The organism is Streptomyces sp. T028, from assembly GCF_048159505.1.
Lineage (GTDB): Bacteria > Actinomycetota > Actinomycetes > Streptomycetales > Streptomycetaceae > Streptomyces.
Map to the genome: position 1 here is coordinate 1 of NZ_JBLRVZ010000087.1, position 15,544 is coordinate 15,544.

General features: G+C 71.4%; 13 protein-coding genes. 8 read left to right on the forward strand and 5 right to left on the reverse strand.

Going from position 1 to position 15,544, the window contains the following annotated elements:
• A partial coding sequence (locus tag ACLZN2_RS49385) for a peptidoglycan-binding protein (RefSeq protein WP_416986667.1) occupies window positions 1–418 on the forward strand: 418 nt, incomplete at its 5' end.
• Between the two features lie 203 nt (window positions 419–621).
• Here the strand turns inward: ACLZN2_RS49385 and ACLZN2_RS49390 are convergent.
• The 5 genes from ACLZN2_RS49390 to ACLZN2_RS49410 form a co-directional block, all read right to left on the reverse strand.
• The gene (locus tag ACLZN2_RS49390) at window positions 622–1,005 is read right to left on the reverse strand and encodes a hypothetical protein (RefSeq protein WP_206189621.1); all 384 of its coding nucleotides are present in this window, start codon (window positions 1,003–1,005) and stop codon (window positions 622–624) included.
• 314 nt (window positions 1,006–1,319) lie between these two features.
• Complete coding sequence (locus ACLZN2_RS49395; RefSeq protein WP_416986668.1) at window positions 1,320–2,243, reverse strand: MurR/RpiR family transcriptional regulator; 924 nt, start codon at window positions 2,241–2,243, stop codon at window positions 1,320–1,322.
• Between the two features lie 211 nt (window positions 2,244–2,454).
• Entirely contained in the window at window positions 2,455–2,919 is a 465-nt protein-coding gene (locus ACLZN2_RS49400) for a hypothetical protein (RefSeq protein WP_416986670.1), read from the reverse strand.
• A gap of 340 nt (window positions 2,920–3,259) precedes the next feature.
• The gene (locus tag ACLZN2_RS49405; RefSeq protein ID WP_416986671.1) at window positions 3,260–5,176 is read right to left on the reverse strand and encodes a phosphatase PAP2 family protein; all 1,917 of its coding nucleotides are present in this window, start codon (window positions 5,174–5,176) and stop codon (window positions 3,260–3,262) included.
• A gap of 192 nt (window positions 5,177–5,368) precedes the next feature.
• The gene (locus tag ACLZN2_RS49410) at window positions 5,369–6,202 is read right to left on the reverse strand and encodes a BadF/BadG/BcrA/BcrD ATPase family protein (protein WP_416986684.1); all 834 of its coding nucleotides are present in this window, start codon (window positions 6,200–6,202) and stop codon (window positions 5,369–5,371) included.
• A 398-nt stretch (window positions 6,203–6,600) separates the two neighbouring features.
• On the opposite strand from ACLZN2_RS49410, the gene ACLZN2_RS49415 reads away from it, so the two are divergent.
• The 7 genes from ACLZN2_RS49415 to ACLZN2_RS49445 all read left to right on the forward strand — a co-directional run bounded on the left by ACLZN2_RS49415 (window position 6,601) and on the right by ACLZN2_RS49445 (window position 15,383).
• Window positions 6,601–7,734, forward strand: a complete 1,134-nt coding sequence (locus tag ACLZN2_RS49415; protein WP_416986673.1) for an ROK family protein — start codon at window positions 6,601–6,603, stop codon at window positions 7,732–7,734.
• Window positions 7,735–8,018: 284 nt separating this feature from the next.
• Window positions 8,019–9,350: an extracellular solute-binding protein gene (locus ACLZN2_RS49420; protein WP_416986674.1), complete on the forward strand. Its 1,332-nt coding sequence runs from the start codon at window positions 8,019–8,021 to the stop codon at window positions 9,348–9,350.
• A 116-nt stretch (window positions 9,351–9,466) separates the two neighbouring features.
• Window positions 9,467–10,387, forward strand: coding sequence for a carbohydrate ABC transporter permease (locus tag ACLZN2_RS49425; protein ID WP_416986675.1), 921 nt, complete (start codon window positions 9,467–9,469; stop codon window positions 10,385–10,387).
• Window positions 10,384–11,286 (forward strand): carbohydrate ABC transporter permease, encoded by a 903-nt coding sequence (locus ACLZN2_RS49430; RefSeq protein WP_416986677.1) that lies wholly within the window; start codon window positions 10,384–10,386, stop codon window positions 11,284–11,286. Before ACLZN2_RS49425 ends, ACLZN2_RS49430 begins: the two co-directional genes overlap by 4 nt.
• Before the next feature lie 2 nt (window positions 11,287–11,288).
• The gene (locus tag ACLZN2_RS49435) at window positions 11,289–12,998 is read left to right on the forward strand and encodes a hypothetical protein (RefSeq protein WP_416986678.1); all 1,710 of its coding nucleotides are present in this window, start codon (window positions 11,289–11,291) and stop codon (window positions 12,996–12,998) included.
• Between the two features lie 13 nt (window positions 12,999–13,011).
• Window positions 13,012–14,844: a hypothetical protein gene (locus tag ACLZN2_RS49440; protein WP_416986680.1), complete on the forward strand. Its 1,833-nt coding sequence runs from the start codon at window positions 13,012–13,014 to the stop codon at window positions 14,842–14,844.
• Window positions 14,845–14,912: 68 nt separating this feature from the next.
• Window positions 14,913–15,383, forward strand: coding sequence for a GNAT family N-acetyltransferase (locus tag ACLZN2_RS49445; protein WP_416986682.1), 471 nt, complete (start codon window positions 14,913–14,915; stop codon window positions 15,381–15,383).
• The last annotated feature ends 161 nt before the right edge of the window (window positions 15,384–15,544 follow it).

The window sequence follows — 15,544 nt, forward strand, 5'->3', positions numbered from 1 at the left end:
CGCCGACGGCTCCAGCGCCGGGCTGCGCCGGGCCGCCATCACGGTCGGCGTGTGCGCCGCCGCGCTCGTCGGTTTCGCCGGTGCCCTGCTCGTGCCGGGCCGTGGCGGCGAGGCGGCCGCGGAGACCGTCCAGCCCCAAGCGAGCGCCACCCAGCCGGAGACCTCCTCGCCGTCCGCCGACCCCGACGGCGCGGGCACCCTCAGGGAGGGCGACAGCGGCCCCGAGGTGACCGATCTCCAGCAGCGACTGCTGAAGATCCCGGACGTGTACCGCGACGGTGCCACCAACGGCCGCTACGACGCCGGCCTCACCGAGGCCGTGGCCCGCTTCCAGCTCTGGTACGGCATCCGCGGCGACGAGGACGGCGTGTACGGCGACGACACCCGTACGGCGCTGGAGTCACGAACCGGCGGATGACGCCGACCGGTTGATGTGGCACGTGTCACAATGGACGCCGGGCCGACGGGCGTTCGGCACCTCGGCCCGTCGAGCCGAAAGCCGTCCGTATGAACGCCTCCCGCATCCCCGGCCTGGTGCTGCCCGTCCTCTTCCTGCTGGCCCTCGTCGCCGGGGCGCTGTGGTACTGGCGGCACCGTGACGACTGAGTGCCCGACGGCCCCTCAGCGGCCCGCGTGGGACTCGACCAGGGCCTGGGTCACGCAGCGGACGCTGCGTGCGATGTGCTGGAGCTGCATGAGCTCGGCGGCGTACAGCTTGATGGTGTGCTCGATGACCGACTCGGGCATCCCCAGCCGGGGCAGGTCGGCGCGCGCGGTCTGCAGGGCGGTACGGGCCACCCGGATCTCCTGCTGGACCTGGATCTGGGCGTGACGGCCCAGCAGCACCGGCTGACGCAGCATGAGCGGGTAGCTCGCGTAGCGCGCGGGCACCAGTTCGCGCAGCCACTTCGCGGCCGAACGCTCCCAGTCGTAGCTGCCGGGGGTCTTGACCTGGCACGGCCAGTCCGGGCTGATGCGCTGCGTCGTCGTCAGAGTCATGGTCATCGCTTCCGGGTGTGCGGTGTCGGGACGGGTGGTCCGACGTGTGTGGGGCGGCCCCGGTCCAGGGGATGACCGGGGCCGCCACGGGCGCGCGCATGTGCGGCGCCCCGAGCACCCTGGGTGCCGGCGTGGGTAGGGGACGACGGCTTCGGGTGCCCGTACAGGAGCCCTGCGCGGGCGGGTGCGGCCGTGAGCAGTATTTATATATACCGACGGGTTTGCAAGGAGCATGAAAACATTCATGCGCGATTTGTCCGCAATGATCCCTCTGTGACTTCCAGGGGAGGGGGGTGTCCGGTTGTCCGCAGGCCGGAGGCTCACTCGCGCAGGAAGAACTGATGCTGCTCGGCGATCTGTTCGTACTCCTCCAACCGCGCCTGGGTGCGCTCCGGGCCCGCGTCGGTCATGGCCTGGAGCACCGCGGCGGCCATCACCCCGGGGGCGGCGTAGGAGTCGAACACCAGCCGGGACCCGGTGCCGCTGGCGAAGGTCACGTCGGCCTCGTCGGCCACCGGGCCCAGCGCCAGGTCGGTGATCAGCGCGACCTTCAGACCGGCGCTGCGCGCGACCCGTACGGCCGTCAGCGTCTCCTGCGCGTGCCGGGGCATCGAGAACGCCAGCACCCAGGTCCCGCCCGCCTCCCGGGACTGCAGCAGCGCGTCGTAGGCCACGCTGCCGCCCCGGGTCACCAGCCGGACGTCCGGATGGACCCGGCGGGCGGCGTAGGCGAAGTACTCGGCGAGCGAGGCCGAGATCCTCAGGCCCAGGATGGTCAGCGGGGTCGACTGGGACAGTGCCCGGCCCACCTCGATGACCCGGTCCGGGTCGGCGAAGTCGCGCCGCAGGTTCTCCAGGTTCTCGATCTCCGCGTCGACCGCCGCCTGGAGCTCGTTGCTCGGGTTCACCTCGTCCGGGGCGGGGCCGCCGGCCAGGGTGCCGAGCGCGATCGACTGGAGTTTCTCGCGCAGCGCGGGGTAGCCGCTGAAGCCGACGGCCGCGGCGAACCGGGTCACCGAGGGCTGGCTGACCCCGACCCGGTCGGCGAGGTCGGTGATCGACAGGAACGCCGCCTCGGTGATGTGCTCGATCAGATACTGGGCGATGCGCCGTTGCCCCGGTGACAGATGGGGCCCGTCGAAGAGGGCCCTGAGCCGGGAGGTCGGGGACACCTCCGCCTCCGGATCGGTCTTGCCCGAGGTGATCGCTGATGCCTGTGCGCGTGCCTGTTGCGGCGATGGCACCGGTGCGCCTCCTTTGTCTCCCACGCAGCTCAACATAGCTCACAGAGCGTGCGGGACAGCGTGCCCGAGCCCCCGGCGATCGCACACCCCGCCGGCCGTCACCGCTGGTAAATCGTGATCGAGTGGCCGACCTCGCCCACCTCGTGGCTGGAGTGGATCAGTCGGGCGAACCGCCCCCTGGCCTTGGCCAAGGCTGAGTCGGACACGGTCATCACGCCGTGCACCTCGCGCAGCGGGGCGCGCCGGGGGTCGGACGCCGGATGCCGTAGTACGACGGCACACCGCTGCCCTGTGGACGAGCCGGATCCGTGCGTCTTCGCAGGCCCGCCGAACGCGTCGTCGGAGTACGGCAGGTGGTTAGGGGAACGTCCGCAGCGGGCACGTACGGCGCCGCGGGCCGCAGCCGCCGTACCGTCACCAGAGCGATCGCCCCGGCCGCCCACAGCGCGAGCATGCCGAGGCGGCCCGGGCCGCGGCGGCCCTGCCCGAAGGGGACGTGCGTCTGCCGCGGGTCCCAGCGCAGCCGGGGATCCACCGGGAGATACGTCAGCCATACGACGGCCACGGCGGCCACCACCACCAAGGCGGCCGCCGTCAGGGCCCGGCGCGCCTGCCGCAGCCCCACCGACGAGGCCGCCAGGGCCACGAACACCGGTACGGCGGGCAGCGCGCTCATCTCAGCCAGGGCGACGTCAGCAGGAAACCGGCCGGGGGACGTCCAGCGTCGCCGGCGGGCCGTGCGCGATCACATCGGGGGAGAAGTGTGTGCGGGGCCCCCGTTCGACCAGAGAGATGGTCCGGGGCCTCCCCGTCGCCTTTGGCCGCACCCATCCGGCCAGGTCGCCGGGGAACTGGCCTCCCGGGAACAGACCACGCACAGGATGGAACGGTCGTTGCCCGACTCGTAGGGCAGATGCGGGCCGGTCACGGTCTGGTCGCCGGTGAAGTGCGGGGCGGCGGGAGCGGTGCGCGGCGGCCACAGGGCCACTGTGCACCGGCTCCCGCCACCAGGGGCGTCACCGCTTCAGGAGTCGTACCGACAGACCGTCCGCCGTGTAGACAGGTACGGCGCGCAGCGTGGCGGAGTCCAGCTCCACCTTGTCGAACTGGCCGCGCAGCGCGCGGGCGTCGATCACCGGGACGACGTCCCCGGCGCGGGCGGGCTGCTTTTCGTCCAGGCGCAGCGACAGCACCGAGCCCTGACCCAGGGTCACCCGGCCCGACACGGTGAGCGCGGCGCCGTGGCCGTGGCGCAGCGGAAGGTCGAGCGTCGCGTCCGTCGACTGCGTCCAGGCGCCGCGCACCCGCACCGGCTGCTCGGCGCGGACCGTGCCGCCGCTGAGCCGGACGTCGCCCTGGCCGAGCGCGCCCGCGTGGCCCGCGACGAGCGTGCCCTCCTCCACCACGGTGCCGCCGTGGTAGCGGTTGTGGCCGGTCAGCGTGAGCGTGCCGGAGCCGCGCTTGGTCAGGGAGCCGTCGCCCTCGATGTCGTTGCGCCAGGCGTCGGCCGTGTGGAAGCCGCCCTTCGAGGCGTCCAGGGTGACCGTCACGTCGGAGTCGAAGGAGCCGTACCCGTCGGCGGCGGCGAACAGGTTCAGGCGGCCCCACTGCTCGAAGCCGTCCAGCAGGACGTACCCCGACGGCAGCGCGGTCGTGCGCAGCACCTCGCGGCGCTGGTCGGCGGTCAGGTAGGGCTGGCGGGTCTCCAGCAGCACCTCGGCGCCCTTGGGCACGGTGAGGGGCTCCTTGCGGCCCTCGCGCTCCAGGATGTACGTCAGGCGCGGCTCGGCGGCACGCCGGTTGGCCTCGCGGTCGGCGTACCGGTCGGAGGCGTCGGAGTGCGCGTGGGCGAACAGCGTGTCGGCCGTCGTCCCGGTCTTCCCCGTGAAGTAGGCGAGGGCCTGGGCGCGGGCGGCGGCCTTCAGGTCGGCGTTGGCCGGGTCGGCGAGGGTGGCCGCGGCGAGCGCGGTGGCCATGATGCGGCCGCCCATGACGTCGACCGTGGAGTGCATGCCGGACATGATCCGGGTGTGGCTGAGCTCCAGGGCACGGGTCACCAGCTCCTGGAACCGCTCGGGCACGGCGTACGCGAACGCCAGCGACGCCAGGTGGAAGGCGTTGGTGTGGCCGCTCGGGAAACCGCCGTCGTCGGTCGGGGACGTGCTGCGCTGGCGCAGCAGCTGGCGGACGACGACCACCTCGGAGTCGTAGACCGGGTAGCCGAGCGCGTCGGTCGTGCCGGTGTCGACGACCTCGCTGTCCTCGTTCATGCGCCACGGACGCGGGTACTGGAAGGCGTACTTGCCCGGGTTGCCGGAGGCGTACGGGCCGCGCACGGTGTCGACGAGCTTGGCGACCTGGCCGAGGTCGGAGGTGTACGAACCGGCGCCGAGCGCGGAACCGGCGGGCGCGTCGGCGGGCACCGCGTCGCTGATCGTGGTCGCGGGCGTGGTGTCCGGGGCGCTGGTGATCGAGGTGACCGCCTTGGCACCGGCCTTGTACAGGTCGGCCAGGGGACCGAGGCCCGCGATCATCGCGTAGCTCTGGTGCTGGCGGTCGTAGACGAACGCCTCCCTGCCCTGGGCCTCCGTGCGGGCGCCGGTGAGCGCCGCGCAGTAGCGCATGTTGGCGCGCAGGATCTCGGGCCGCAGCGGGGTGCCGGTGTTCCAGGCCGAGCCGGTCTTCCACACCTGCGCGAAACCGCCGAGGACCCGCACCACGGCGTTGGTCTCGGGCGTGAGGTTCGCCATGACGTTCGTCTTGTAGGCGTCGACGAACGGCAGCGGGGCGTCGGCGGCCTTGGCGTCGGCGGCGCCCAGCCAGGAGACCAGCGTCGGCGCGGCGACCAGGGCCGCGGAGCCGCCGAAGGAGACCTTCAGAAAGCGCCTTCTGTTCACGGCCGAGGGGGAATCGATCCCGGCGGGTGACGGCATGGGTGTGCCTCTCTTGAGTTCTTCGGCCGTGGGGCCAGAGGGAAGAGATGTGATCACGTGCGGCTCGTGGGCCTGGTGACGACTCCTGAGCCGGATGACGTGTACGAGCGAAGATCTACGGCCGGGCTGTGTCGCTTCCGCGAGGGCCCGGCGACCGGTACATGTCCTGTGGGTGAACGTGAGAGCGGTTTCTCACAGGAGCGCCCGCGCGAGCGCCACCGCGCCCAGGACCGGCGGCCCGGTCAGCGCCCGTGGGCGCGCTCCCGGTGCGACGGCACGGAGGGCGGCGGTGAACGCCTCGTGGAGCGCGGGCTGGTGCAGGATCGTGCCGCCCGCCACCACCACGTCGTCGACCGGGACCCCGCGGTCGGCGAGCCGGGCGACGAGCGCGGCGAGCGCCTCGCCCGCCTCGGCGATCACGGCACGGGCGAGCGCGGAGCCGGCGTCGGCGGCCGCGAAGACCACGGGGGAGTGCCGGCCCCACTCGGCGGAGACGTCCTGGGCGCTTTCGAGAGCCGCGCCGAGCGCGGGCACCTCGGGGACGCCGAACGCGGCGACGAGACCGGCCGCGAGGGCGTCCGGCTGCTCACCGCGGTCGTGGGCGGCCCATACGGCCCGTGCCGCCTCCCGGACGAGTCCGGCGCCGCCGCCCTCGTCGCCGAGGACCGCCCCCCAGCCGCCGACCTGCACGGGGGTGCCGTCGGGCAGCAGGCCCACCGCGACCGAACCGGTGCCGGCGACCAGGCCGGCCCCCTTGTCCAGTCCGGCGGCGGGCACGAGAAGCTCGGCGTCGCCCACGATGTGCGCGGGTACGCCGAGAAGTTCCTGAACGGCGGCGCGGATCTGCGCGCACTGCCGGGGGGTCTCGCAGGCGTGCGCCCCCACGGCGAGCGCGGCGGGGCGTGCGCCCGAGGGCAGCGACTCGCGGAGGAGGGCGCCCAGCCAGCGGGCGGCGGCAGCGGTGTCGTGCGGCCGCCAGCCGCTGCTGGAACGGACGTGGTCGGCCACGACGTCGTCACCCGCCATCGCGCGGAGATGCGTCTTGGTGCCACCCACGTCGACGCCGACCACGAGGGGGCGCGAAGGGGGAGAGTCCTGCACGGATCCTCTTTCGTCGTTGCGTCGAGCTGCGACGGTGGGCGAAACCGTGACCTGCGGAATTGCGAGTTTCTGGTGAACTAGGGAAGCCCCGGGACGGGCTTCTGACGAGGCACGGCAGGCGAGTACCGTGAAGTTCGTTAGGAAGTTAACTAACGAAGTACAGTGCGTCAAGAGAAGTCGCGCACTCGACCTCCGCGGCCCCCTTCCGGGCCGTCGCGGGGCGGGAACGCGCGCCGTCGTCGCATCCTTTCGCCGCAGCCCGCCGAACCGATCGGCCGGGTGCGCGGCCCGGTACCCGTGTGGGGGAAACTGTGGAACACGACGTGGCGGAAGCCCCCCGCCTGACCGAGAGCGCCAGCGCGGTCTTCGCCGTGCTGGCCCAGGCGAGCAGAGCCACCCGGCCGCAGCTCGCGAGCCTCGCGGGGCTCTCCAAGCCGACGGTCTCCTCCGCCGTGGCGGAACTGGAGAGCGCCCGGCTCGCCGCGCACTCCGGCACCGCCTCCAGCGGCACCGGCCGCTCCGCCGCCGTATACCGTCTCGGCCCCGTCGCCGGCGCCGTCCTGGCCGTCGACCTGGGCCCCGCCCACACCAGGGTGAGGGGCTGCGCCCTGGACGGCACCCTGCTCGCCGAGGCCACCGCCTCCCGCAAGGACGCGGCCGACGCCGTACGCGAGGCGCTCGCCACGCTGCCCGAGGGCGCCCCGCTGCGCTCCATCGTGGTCGCCGTCGGTGACGTCACCGCCCGGGACCGCCAGGGCAGCGGCATGCGCCCCGCCACCGCCAAGGCCGGACCGGTCTTCGACGCCATGGCCGTGGCCCTGCCCCCGGGCGTCCCGGTCCATCTGGAGAACAACGTCAACTGCGCCGCGCTCGCCGAGCTGCACGAGGGCGCCGCCCGCGGCCGGCACACCTTCGGCTATCTGCGGATCGGCGTCGGTATCGGTCTCGGCATCGTCGTCGGCGGCCAGGTGCTGCGCGGCTCGAACGGCGCCGCCGGTGAGCTGGCGAGGCTGCCCTACCCCTGGGACGACGGCCGTGAGCCGCGCCGGGAGGCACTGGAGGAGTACATCGGGGCCCGCTCGCTGCTGCGCCGCGCCAAGGAGGCCTGGGCGGCCGGGGACGGGCCGTGCCCGCGCACCACGGACCGGCTCTTCGCCCTCGCCGCGGAGGGCCGGGCCACGGCCCGTGCCGTCGTCGACCGCCATGCCGCCGACGTGGGCCGTCTCGCCGCCGCCGTGACCGCCGTGCTCGACCCCGGTCTGATCGTGCTGGGCGGCAGCACCGGCGCCGATCCGGGCCTGCTGTCGGGCGTACGGGCCGAACTGAACCGGCTGAGCTGGCCCACCGAGGTGGTCAGCAGTACGGTCGGCGATTCCGGCACCGTCGCCGGCGCCGCCCGGCTCGCGGTCACGCGAGGAGTCCAAACCGTGACCGAGGCCGCGGGGGGGAAGGATTGACGGCCTCCGACTCGATCTGCCAATGTCCGGACAAGCGCTTTCTAAGTCGGCCGGGACGCCGACTTGGGGCGAGCGTCCCGCCCGTACTCGACGTACGGCAACCGCACCAGGGCGTGCTTGTGCGGCGCCGGCCACAGCGGCCGGGGACCCTCTCCTGTCAGGATGACGCGGCCGGGCGAGGCCGTGCCCTCGGAAAGCGAACTCTCCTCCAAAATGCACCAGTGCCGCCTCGGTCGGCGCCGTGCTCCGTCCCATATCACGTATCACGAAAAAAGGGATCGAAGATGATCACTGTGGGTGTGCGGCGCTCCCGCCGACTCGGCCGCGGCGGCATACGCCGCCTGGTTCCCCTCGCTGCCGTGGCCACGGCAGGTGCCCTGATGCTCTCCGCCTGCGGAGGCGGATCCGAATCGGGCGGTACCTCCAAGTCGCTGACGTTCTGGATCTCCACGGTTCCGGGGCAGGACGCGGGCTGGAAGAAGCTGGTGGCGCAGTACAAGAAGGAAGAGGGCGTCTCCGTCAAGCTCGTCAACATCCCCTACGACGGGTACGAGGCGAAGCTGCGCAACGCCGCGCAGGCGAACTCCCTGCCCGACGTGGCGGCGGTGCCGAAGGTGGACCCCATCTGGTCGAAGAACCTGCTCGACCTCAGCGACATCGCCAACAACAAGAGCAACAAGATCAACGGCAACTTCGTCGCCAAGGACTCGTCCGGGAAGGTGCTGTCCATCCCCTCGGACATCACCGCGTCCGGCATGTTCATCAACAAGTCGCTCTTCGAGAAGGCCGGCGTCTCCTACCCGACGTCGCCCTCCGACACCTGGACCTGGACCGAGTTCATCAAGGCGGCGGACAAGGTCCGGGAGAAGACCAAGGCCAAGTACTCCCTGACCTTCGACCAGTCGCCGTCCAGACTCCGCGCCATGGTGTACGAGATGGGCGGGCAGTACATGCACGCGGACGACTCCGGCAAGTTCTCGGCGGACGAGGCGACCAAGAAGGCCGTGAACACCTTCGTCGGATGGAACGACGACAAGACCATGCCGAAGTCGGTGTGGACCAGCGGCGCCGACCCGTCGGCCATGTTCCAGAGCGGTGACGTGGTCGCCTACTGGTCCGGTGTGTGGCAGGTCGCCTCCTTCTCGGAGAGCATCACGAAGTTCGAGTGGGCGAGCGTCCCGACCCCCGCCGAGCCGGTGCAGGCCAGCGACGTCAACAGCGGCGGCATGGTCGTGGGCTTCAACAACAACAGCGAAGCGGCCACCGCCGCGAACAAGTTCATCTCCTGGATGTACGAGCCCGAGCACTACAAGACGCTGTGCGAGACGTCCGGGTTCCTGCCGGTCGAGAGCGGTCTGAACCCGACGTACCCCTTCGAGTCCGAGGCGGCGCAGGCGGCGTTCAAGCTCTACAACGAGTCGATCCCGCTCTACGCCCCCATCTCCGGTTACTTCAACGTCGCGCAGACGAACTGGGCGCTGAACGGCAAGAGCCTCACCGACGACCCGACCAAGGCGGAGATCGGCAAGGCGATCAACGGTGAGCAGTCGGCCGACGAGGCCCTGGAGAACATCGTGGCCGGCTACAACCAGCAGGTCGGCGGCGTGTCGTCGTAGGCCTCAGGCCCGGGCGGCGGTACGAGCCACCGCCGCCCGGGCCCGGACATCCGCGTGATGCCGGGCTCCTGGCGTGAGCCCACCGCTATCCCATCCACCAGCACGGAGTCAGGAAGATGACAAAACGCGCCTCGGACGTGTCAAAGGTGTCCGTGAGCCCGCCCAGGAGACGCAGCAAGTACACCCTCGCGCCGCTCGTCCTCATCGCGGGCAATGTCGTGCTCTTCGCGCTCTTCTTCGTCTGGCCGGCGGTGATCGGGCTCGTCTACTCCTTCACGGACTACACGGGCATCGGGGCGTTCCAGTTCGTCGGGCTGGACAACTACCAGAAGCTGCTCGGGGATTCGACCTTCTACGCCGCGACGACCCGGACGCTGCTGTACACCGTGCTGTTCGTTCCGCTGAACTTCGTGTTGTCGCTGCTCATCGCCAATGTGGTGGTGAGCAGGCACGCCAAGGGCGCGTCGGTCGCCCGCCTCTTCTTCTTCATCCCGTGGCTGCTGTCGCCCATCATCGTGGGTGTCCTGTGGCGATGGCTGTTCGGTGAGAACTTCGGACTGGTCAACTACCTCATCGAGAAGGTCGGCGGAAGCGCCGTTCCGTGGCAGTCGAACGCGGACCTGTCACTGATCGTGGTCGTGGTGGCGGCGGCCTGGGCCTGGACGGGCTTCTCCATGCTGCTGTTCATCGCGGCGATCAAGAACGTACCGACGTCGTACTACGAGGCGGCCGCGCTCGACGGGGCCGGTCCGTGGCGCCAGTTCTTCAGCATCACCGTGCCGAGCATCGCCCCCACGTCCTTCATCGTCATCCTGCTCAACACGATCCACGCGATGAAGGAATACGCGGTGTTCGCCTCCCTCAACAACGGTGGACCCGGAACGTCGAACAACCTGCTTGTTCAGTACATCTATCAGACGGGGTTCAAGTCGGGCCAGATCGGCTACGCGAGCGCCGCGTCGTTCGTGCTCATGCTCATCCTGATGGCCGTCGCGATGATCCAGATGATGGTCAACCGGCGGGTGGAGAACCGATGACAACCACAGACACAGTGCGCAAGGTCGACGCCGATTCCGTACGGGCCGTCTCCAAGAAGAGGCCCCGCGGCTCGGCAACCGGCGGGCTCAGGCGCGCGATTCCCGCGACGACTCTGCTGTGGGTCCTGGCGGGCCTCTACGGGGTGCCGGTGCTGTGGTTCGTCCTCAGCTCCTTCAAACCGGCCGGAGACCTGTTCTCCCTTCCGCTGACGCTGTTCCCGGACGACCCCACCGTGTCGGGTTACAAGGAAGCGTGGGCGAGCGCCAACTTCGCCGAGTACTTCATCAACACGACCATCGTGTGTGTGATCGCGACGATCCTCACGGTGGGAGTCAGCTGCTGCACCGGGTACGCGCTGGCCAAGTACGACAACAAATGGCTCAAGTTCTTCTTCGTGTGCATCCTGGCCACCACGATGCTGCCGGCCGAGGTCATGCTCGCCCCGCTGTTCCTGGTGGTCCGCGACCTCGGCTTCTACAACTCGCTCACCGGCATCATCCTCCCGGCCCTGCTCACCGCGACCGGCTGCTTCATGTTCCGCCAGTTCTTCCTGACGGTCCCCGACGAGCTCATCGAGGCGGCCCGCATCGACGGCGCGCGTGAGCTGTCGATCTTCCTGAGGATCATGGTGCCGCTCTCCCGGCCCATCATGCTGACGCTCGCCATCCTGTCCTTCCAGTGGCGCTGGAACGACTACATCTGGCCGCTGCTGATGCTCAACGACCCCGAGAAGTTCACCGTGCAGATCGGCATCCAGAGCCTCGTCGGGGCGCAGAACATCAACTGGTCGGTGCTGCTCGGCGGATCGGTCATCTCCATGATCCCGCTGATCGTCGTCTTCCTCGTGTTCCAGCGTTACGTCATGAACGCCGACATCAACGCCGGACTGAAGGACTGATCTTGCCCAACCCGCTCGACCACGAGTTCGTCCGGTCGGCGGCCCGCGCCGCCGACCGGACGGCCGCCCCGCTTGCGGCCGCCCCCGACGAGGAACCCACCGGTGTGCCGCACCGTGGTCTGGCGCGGCGGGTGAAGACCCTGGTCGCGGCCTACCGTTCCCCGGACTCGGCACTGCACGGCAGCGAGCAGGCAGTGGCCGCCGCGCGGACCCACCTCCGTGCCCTGCGGGCCGTGCAGACAGCGTCCGGCCTCTTCGCCGGCGGCGACAACGTGCAGTCACCGCCGGACTCCGCGTTCACCGTCAACGACGTGTGCGACGCGCACGTCCTCGCCGCCGGCGCGGGACCGGAACTGGCCGAGGTCACGGCCGCGCTCGCCGAGATCGCCGACGCCGCCACCGGCAGCCTCCTGAAGGGTGGGGTGCACACCCCGAACCACCGCTGGGAGCTGTGCGCGGCGCTGGCCCGGCTGCACCGGTCGTTCCCCGACGACCGGCTGCTCGACCGCGTCGGGGACTGGCTCGCCGAGGGCGTCGACATCGACACGGAGGGCCTGTACTCGGAACGCAGTGCCGTTTACGCGTCCATCGTGACCAACCCGTCGCTGCTGTTGCTGGCCGAGGTGCTCGGGCGTACCGACCTGCGGGACGCCGTCGAACGCAACCTCGCCACGACCCTGGACCTGATCAGGCCGGACGGCACGGTGGAGACCGTCCACTCGCGCCGCCAGGACCAGAAGCTTTCGTTCCCGCTGTGGCCCTACCTGCCGCACTACCGGCTGCTCGCGATCCGCACCGGCCGGGGCGACTTCGCCCGGGCGGCGCGGCTGGCGGCCGCCGACGGCATCGACGACGCCGACCTGCTCGCCCAGACCCTTCTCACCCCGGACCTGTGCCGTGCCCTGCCGGCCCCGGACGCGGAGAAGCTCCCGCGTGCCCGGTACCTCGCCACCGCACGCCTCGCCGCACACGCCTCGGCCACCGCGCACACCGTGGTGTACGGCGGCTCCGACGTGCCCGAGCACCGGCGCATCCGCTCGGGCCTCGCCTGCAACCCCACCTTCCTGCGCCTGTTCGCCGGTGCCGCCGTCCTCGACGCGGTCCGCCTCTCGCGGGTGTTCTTCGACCTGGGCCCGTTCCGTGCCGCCGACATGGAACAGCTCGCCGACAACAGGTACCTGCTCACCCAAACCCTCACAACCGCCTACTACCAGCCGCTCCCGAAGGGTCGGAGGCGCGACGACGGCGCCTACCGTCTGGTGGACGAGGGCCGCTTCTCCGCGGCGATGGCCTTCCCCGACCGCCCTCAGGACGAGGTCTCCCACACGACCCGAGTCGAGGTCGACCTGCGGGAGGACGGGGCCGACCTGCGGATCGACATCGGCGGCCCACCGGTGCCCTGGGCCCTCGAGCTGACCTTCCGGCCGGGCGGCGAGCCCGAGGGCGCCGTACCGATCGGCGAGGGACGCTGGTGCCTGACGACCGGGCCGATGACCTACCGGGTCGGCGACGACGAGATCCGGGTCGAGGCCGACGCCGAGGCGGGCGAACCGCTCGCCGGACCGGACCGGAGCGACGTACTGCGCTACGACCCGGGGCAGGACTACACCGTGGTCGGCGGCACCGACGCGACGACCGGGAACCGCGTCTACCTCGGTGGGCACGGACCGCAGACACTGACCCTCACACTGCGCGCCACCTCTCAGGCATGAAGGGCTGATCTCCTTGCACCTCCCTCGCCAGCTCGGCCCGTTGCACGACCTGCCGGACACTCCGGAGGCGTACGACGCCGTGCTCGCCGACGTCACCGAGCAGGCCCTCGCGCGCCTCACGCCCGAGGGCAGCCTCGAACACCCCGATTGCGTCGACGACATCGGCGACACCTCGCTCGGCATCACCTCCCTGCTCGCGCTCGCCTGGCAGCGCGGCAAGGACCCGAGGCTGCCGGACGCGGGGCGCCGCAGCCTCGACTTCCACCTGCGGGAGCGCGTGTACACCGAGGACAACCCCGGCTACCCGAACCTGACGGTGCGCGACTCCGGCCTGCCGTACGCCCGCTACACACTGGCGGCCGGCGCGCACCCCATCGGCGACTGGCCGAGCACGGTGTGGGCCCTGCTCCAGGCCGTGAACGTCCTCGACATGGCGGACGGCCTGGTCGACGACGGGCAGCGGGCCGAGCTCCTTGAGGTGGCGCGCGGCTACTGGAGCTGGCTGACGGAGGCCACCTTCTTCAACCCGCAGGAGGCGGGCAACCAGGCCATCGGATGCGTGGTGGGCGGTCTGATGCTCGCCCGCCATCTGCCCTCCGAGGAGGGGCAGCGGGTCCGCTCGCGCGCGCTGGAGCTGTACGACGCGAAGATCCGCGCCCACCGGGTCGCAGACCGGGGCGCCCTGCTGCCCCCCGAGCACGGCGGCGCCTACGACAACAACTACGGCCCGATCTCCCTGTCCTTCCTCGCCCAGGCCCACCGGATCAGCGGCGAGGAGGTCTTCGCCGAGGACGGCGACACCCTCGCCCGCTACATCGACGCCCGCCTGACCAACGGCGGCTTCGACAACGGCGGCCCCCGCTACAGCGAGCAGCACTCCGCCTTCGAGTCGGTGCTCGGCCTGCGCTACTTCGGCGCCCGTATCGGCTCCGACCTGGGCCGCTACCGGGGCGACAGCCGCTGGGCCCGGCACGCGGTCAAGGAGGACGGCGGGGTCGACGGGCACTTCGCGTGGATGCTGGTCTGGCAGATCCAGGACACCACGCCCTGGCACCGCGAGCCGTCCACCGCGGCCGCGCGGCACCAGCTCCGCGCCGGCACGGTCTCCGTCGCCTTCGACGACCGGATGACCCCCGCGGTCGTCGAGGCGGCCGGTACCTACTACCTGCCCGCCGCCGTCAACCGCCAGCACGGCTTCGGACCCGTCACCGACGGCTTCCTGCTCTGCCGCCCCATGGGCCAGGTCCGCGTCCGCGACGTCCGCGCCGACGGCCTGACCGCCAAGCTGGTCACCAAGCCGGTGGTCGGCCGCGACCACGTCCTGCGCCGGGTCCGCTCCCTGTACGTCACCGACGGCACCACCCTGTGGACGACGGTCGCCGTGGAACGCCTCGCCGGGACCCCCTACCTGCTGGCCGGCCTGCCGTACGCCGAGGACGACGGCGACCGGGTCCGGCGCACCGCGCGGGGGGCCGTCTCCTCCGCGGGCACCCTGCGCCTGACGCACCCCGACACCACGGGCGCCGACTTCTTCGACGCCCGCGCCGACCTCACCCAGGAACAGGCCGCCTTCGCCCTCGCGGAGGACCCGCGCGGCTACGGCAACCCGGACGAGGGCTGGAAGCACCTGGTCGCCTCGACCGCCCTGGAGGCCGGGCCGGTCGCCGACGCGCCGGACGACCTGCACGTGTTCGCGGTGGCCTACGGCACCGAGGCGCCGTTCACGGTGTCGGTGGAGCGCGGCGAGGAGGGCCTGACCGTGCGCACGGACGCCTTCACCGCCGTACTCGGACCGGACGACGCGCACGCCGAGCCGGAGCTGACGGTGCGCGCGGCCGGCGTCTGACGGACCGTCGACGCCGTGCGTGAAAAAGGGTTCGCGGGTCACCCCGCCGGATCCGTAGCCTGACCGCCGTGATCAGCCTCGGACTTTCGGACAGGGCGGGGCGACGCGTCGCCCTGCATGAGGTGAGCGACGAGAACTGGCGGTCCGTCGCGGACGTCGCTCCGCTGGACGACCAGCGGCGCTACGTTCCCGCACTGGCGGCGCGCTATCTGCTGCTGTCGGCGCGGGAGGGCGTCTGGCACTCGTTGGCGGTGTGCGCCGACGACACGGTGGTGGGTCACCTCATGTGGGGCCGTGACGAGGACGGCTCGTACTGGATCGGCGGCATGCTGATCGACGGCACCGAGCAGGGCAAGGGGGTCGGTGGGGCGGCCGTCCGGACCGTTGTCCAGTGGCTGTCCCGGCGCGAGGACTGCCGCGAACTGCGTCTGTCCTACCACCCGGACAACGCCGTGGCCGCAGGGCTGTACGCCTCCGTGGGCTTCCGGCCGACGGCGGAGGTCTCCGGTGACGAGGTCGTGGCCAGTCTGACCCCCTAGGGCCCTTCTGATGGATCTCCGCGGCGTCGCGACGCCCGGCACGCCCTCTCGCCGCACCGGACAAAAACCCTGGTAGCTCCTCCCCCACGCTCGGCTTCGCTCGCGCGGGGGGACCCCCATCGAGGGCTTCCGCCCGGCACTCCCCCAGCCTTCGGCCGGGG

Excerpts from the sequence above, each read along its gene's own strand:
- ACLZN2_RS49390 (WP_206189621.1), bottom strand. The coding sequence starts at position 1,005 with ATGACCATGACTCTGACGACGACGCAGCGCATCAGCCCGGACTGGCCG.
- ACLZN2_RS49400 (WP_416986670.1), bottom strand. The coding sequence starts at position 2,919 with ATGAGCGCGCTGCCCGCCGTACCGGTGTTCGTGGCCCTGGCGGCCTCG.
- ACLZN2_RS49405 (WP_416986671.1), bottom strand. The coding sequence starts at position 5,176 with ATGCCGTCACCCGCCGGGATCGATTCCCCCTCGGCCGTGAACAGAAGG.
- ACLZN2_RS49410 (WP_416986684.1), bottom strand. The coding sequence starts at position 6,202 with ATGGCGGGTGACGACGTCGTGGCCGACCACGTCCGTTCCAGCAGCGGC.
- ACLZN2_RS49420 (WP_416986674.1), top strand. The coding sequence starts at position 8,019 with ATGATCACTGTGGGTGTGCGGCGCTCCCGCCGACTCGGCCGCGGCGGC.
- ACLZN2_RS49425 (WP_416986675.1), top strand. The coding sequence starts at position 9,467 with ATGACAAAACGCGCCTCGGACGTGTCAAAGGTGTCCGTGAGCCCGCCC.
- ACLZN2_RS49430 (WP_416986677.1), top strand. The coding sequence starts at position 10,384 with ATGACAACCACAGACACAGTGCGCAAGGTCGACGCCGATTCCGTACGG.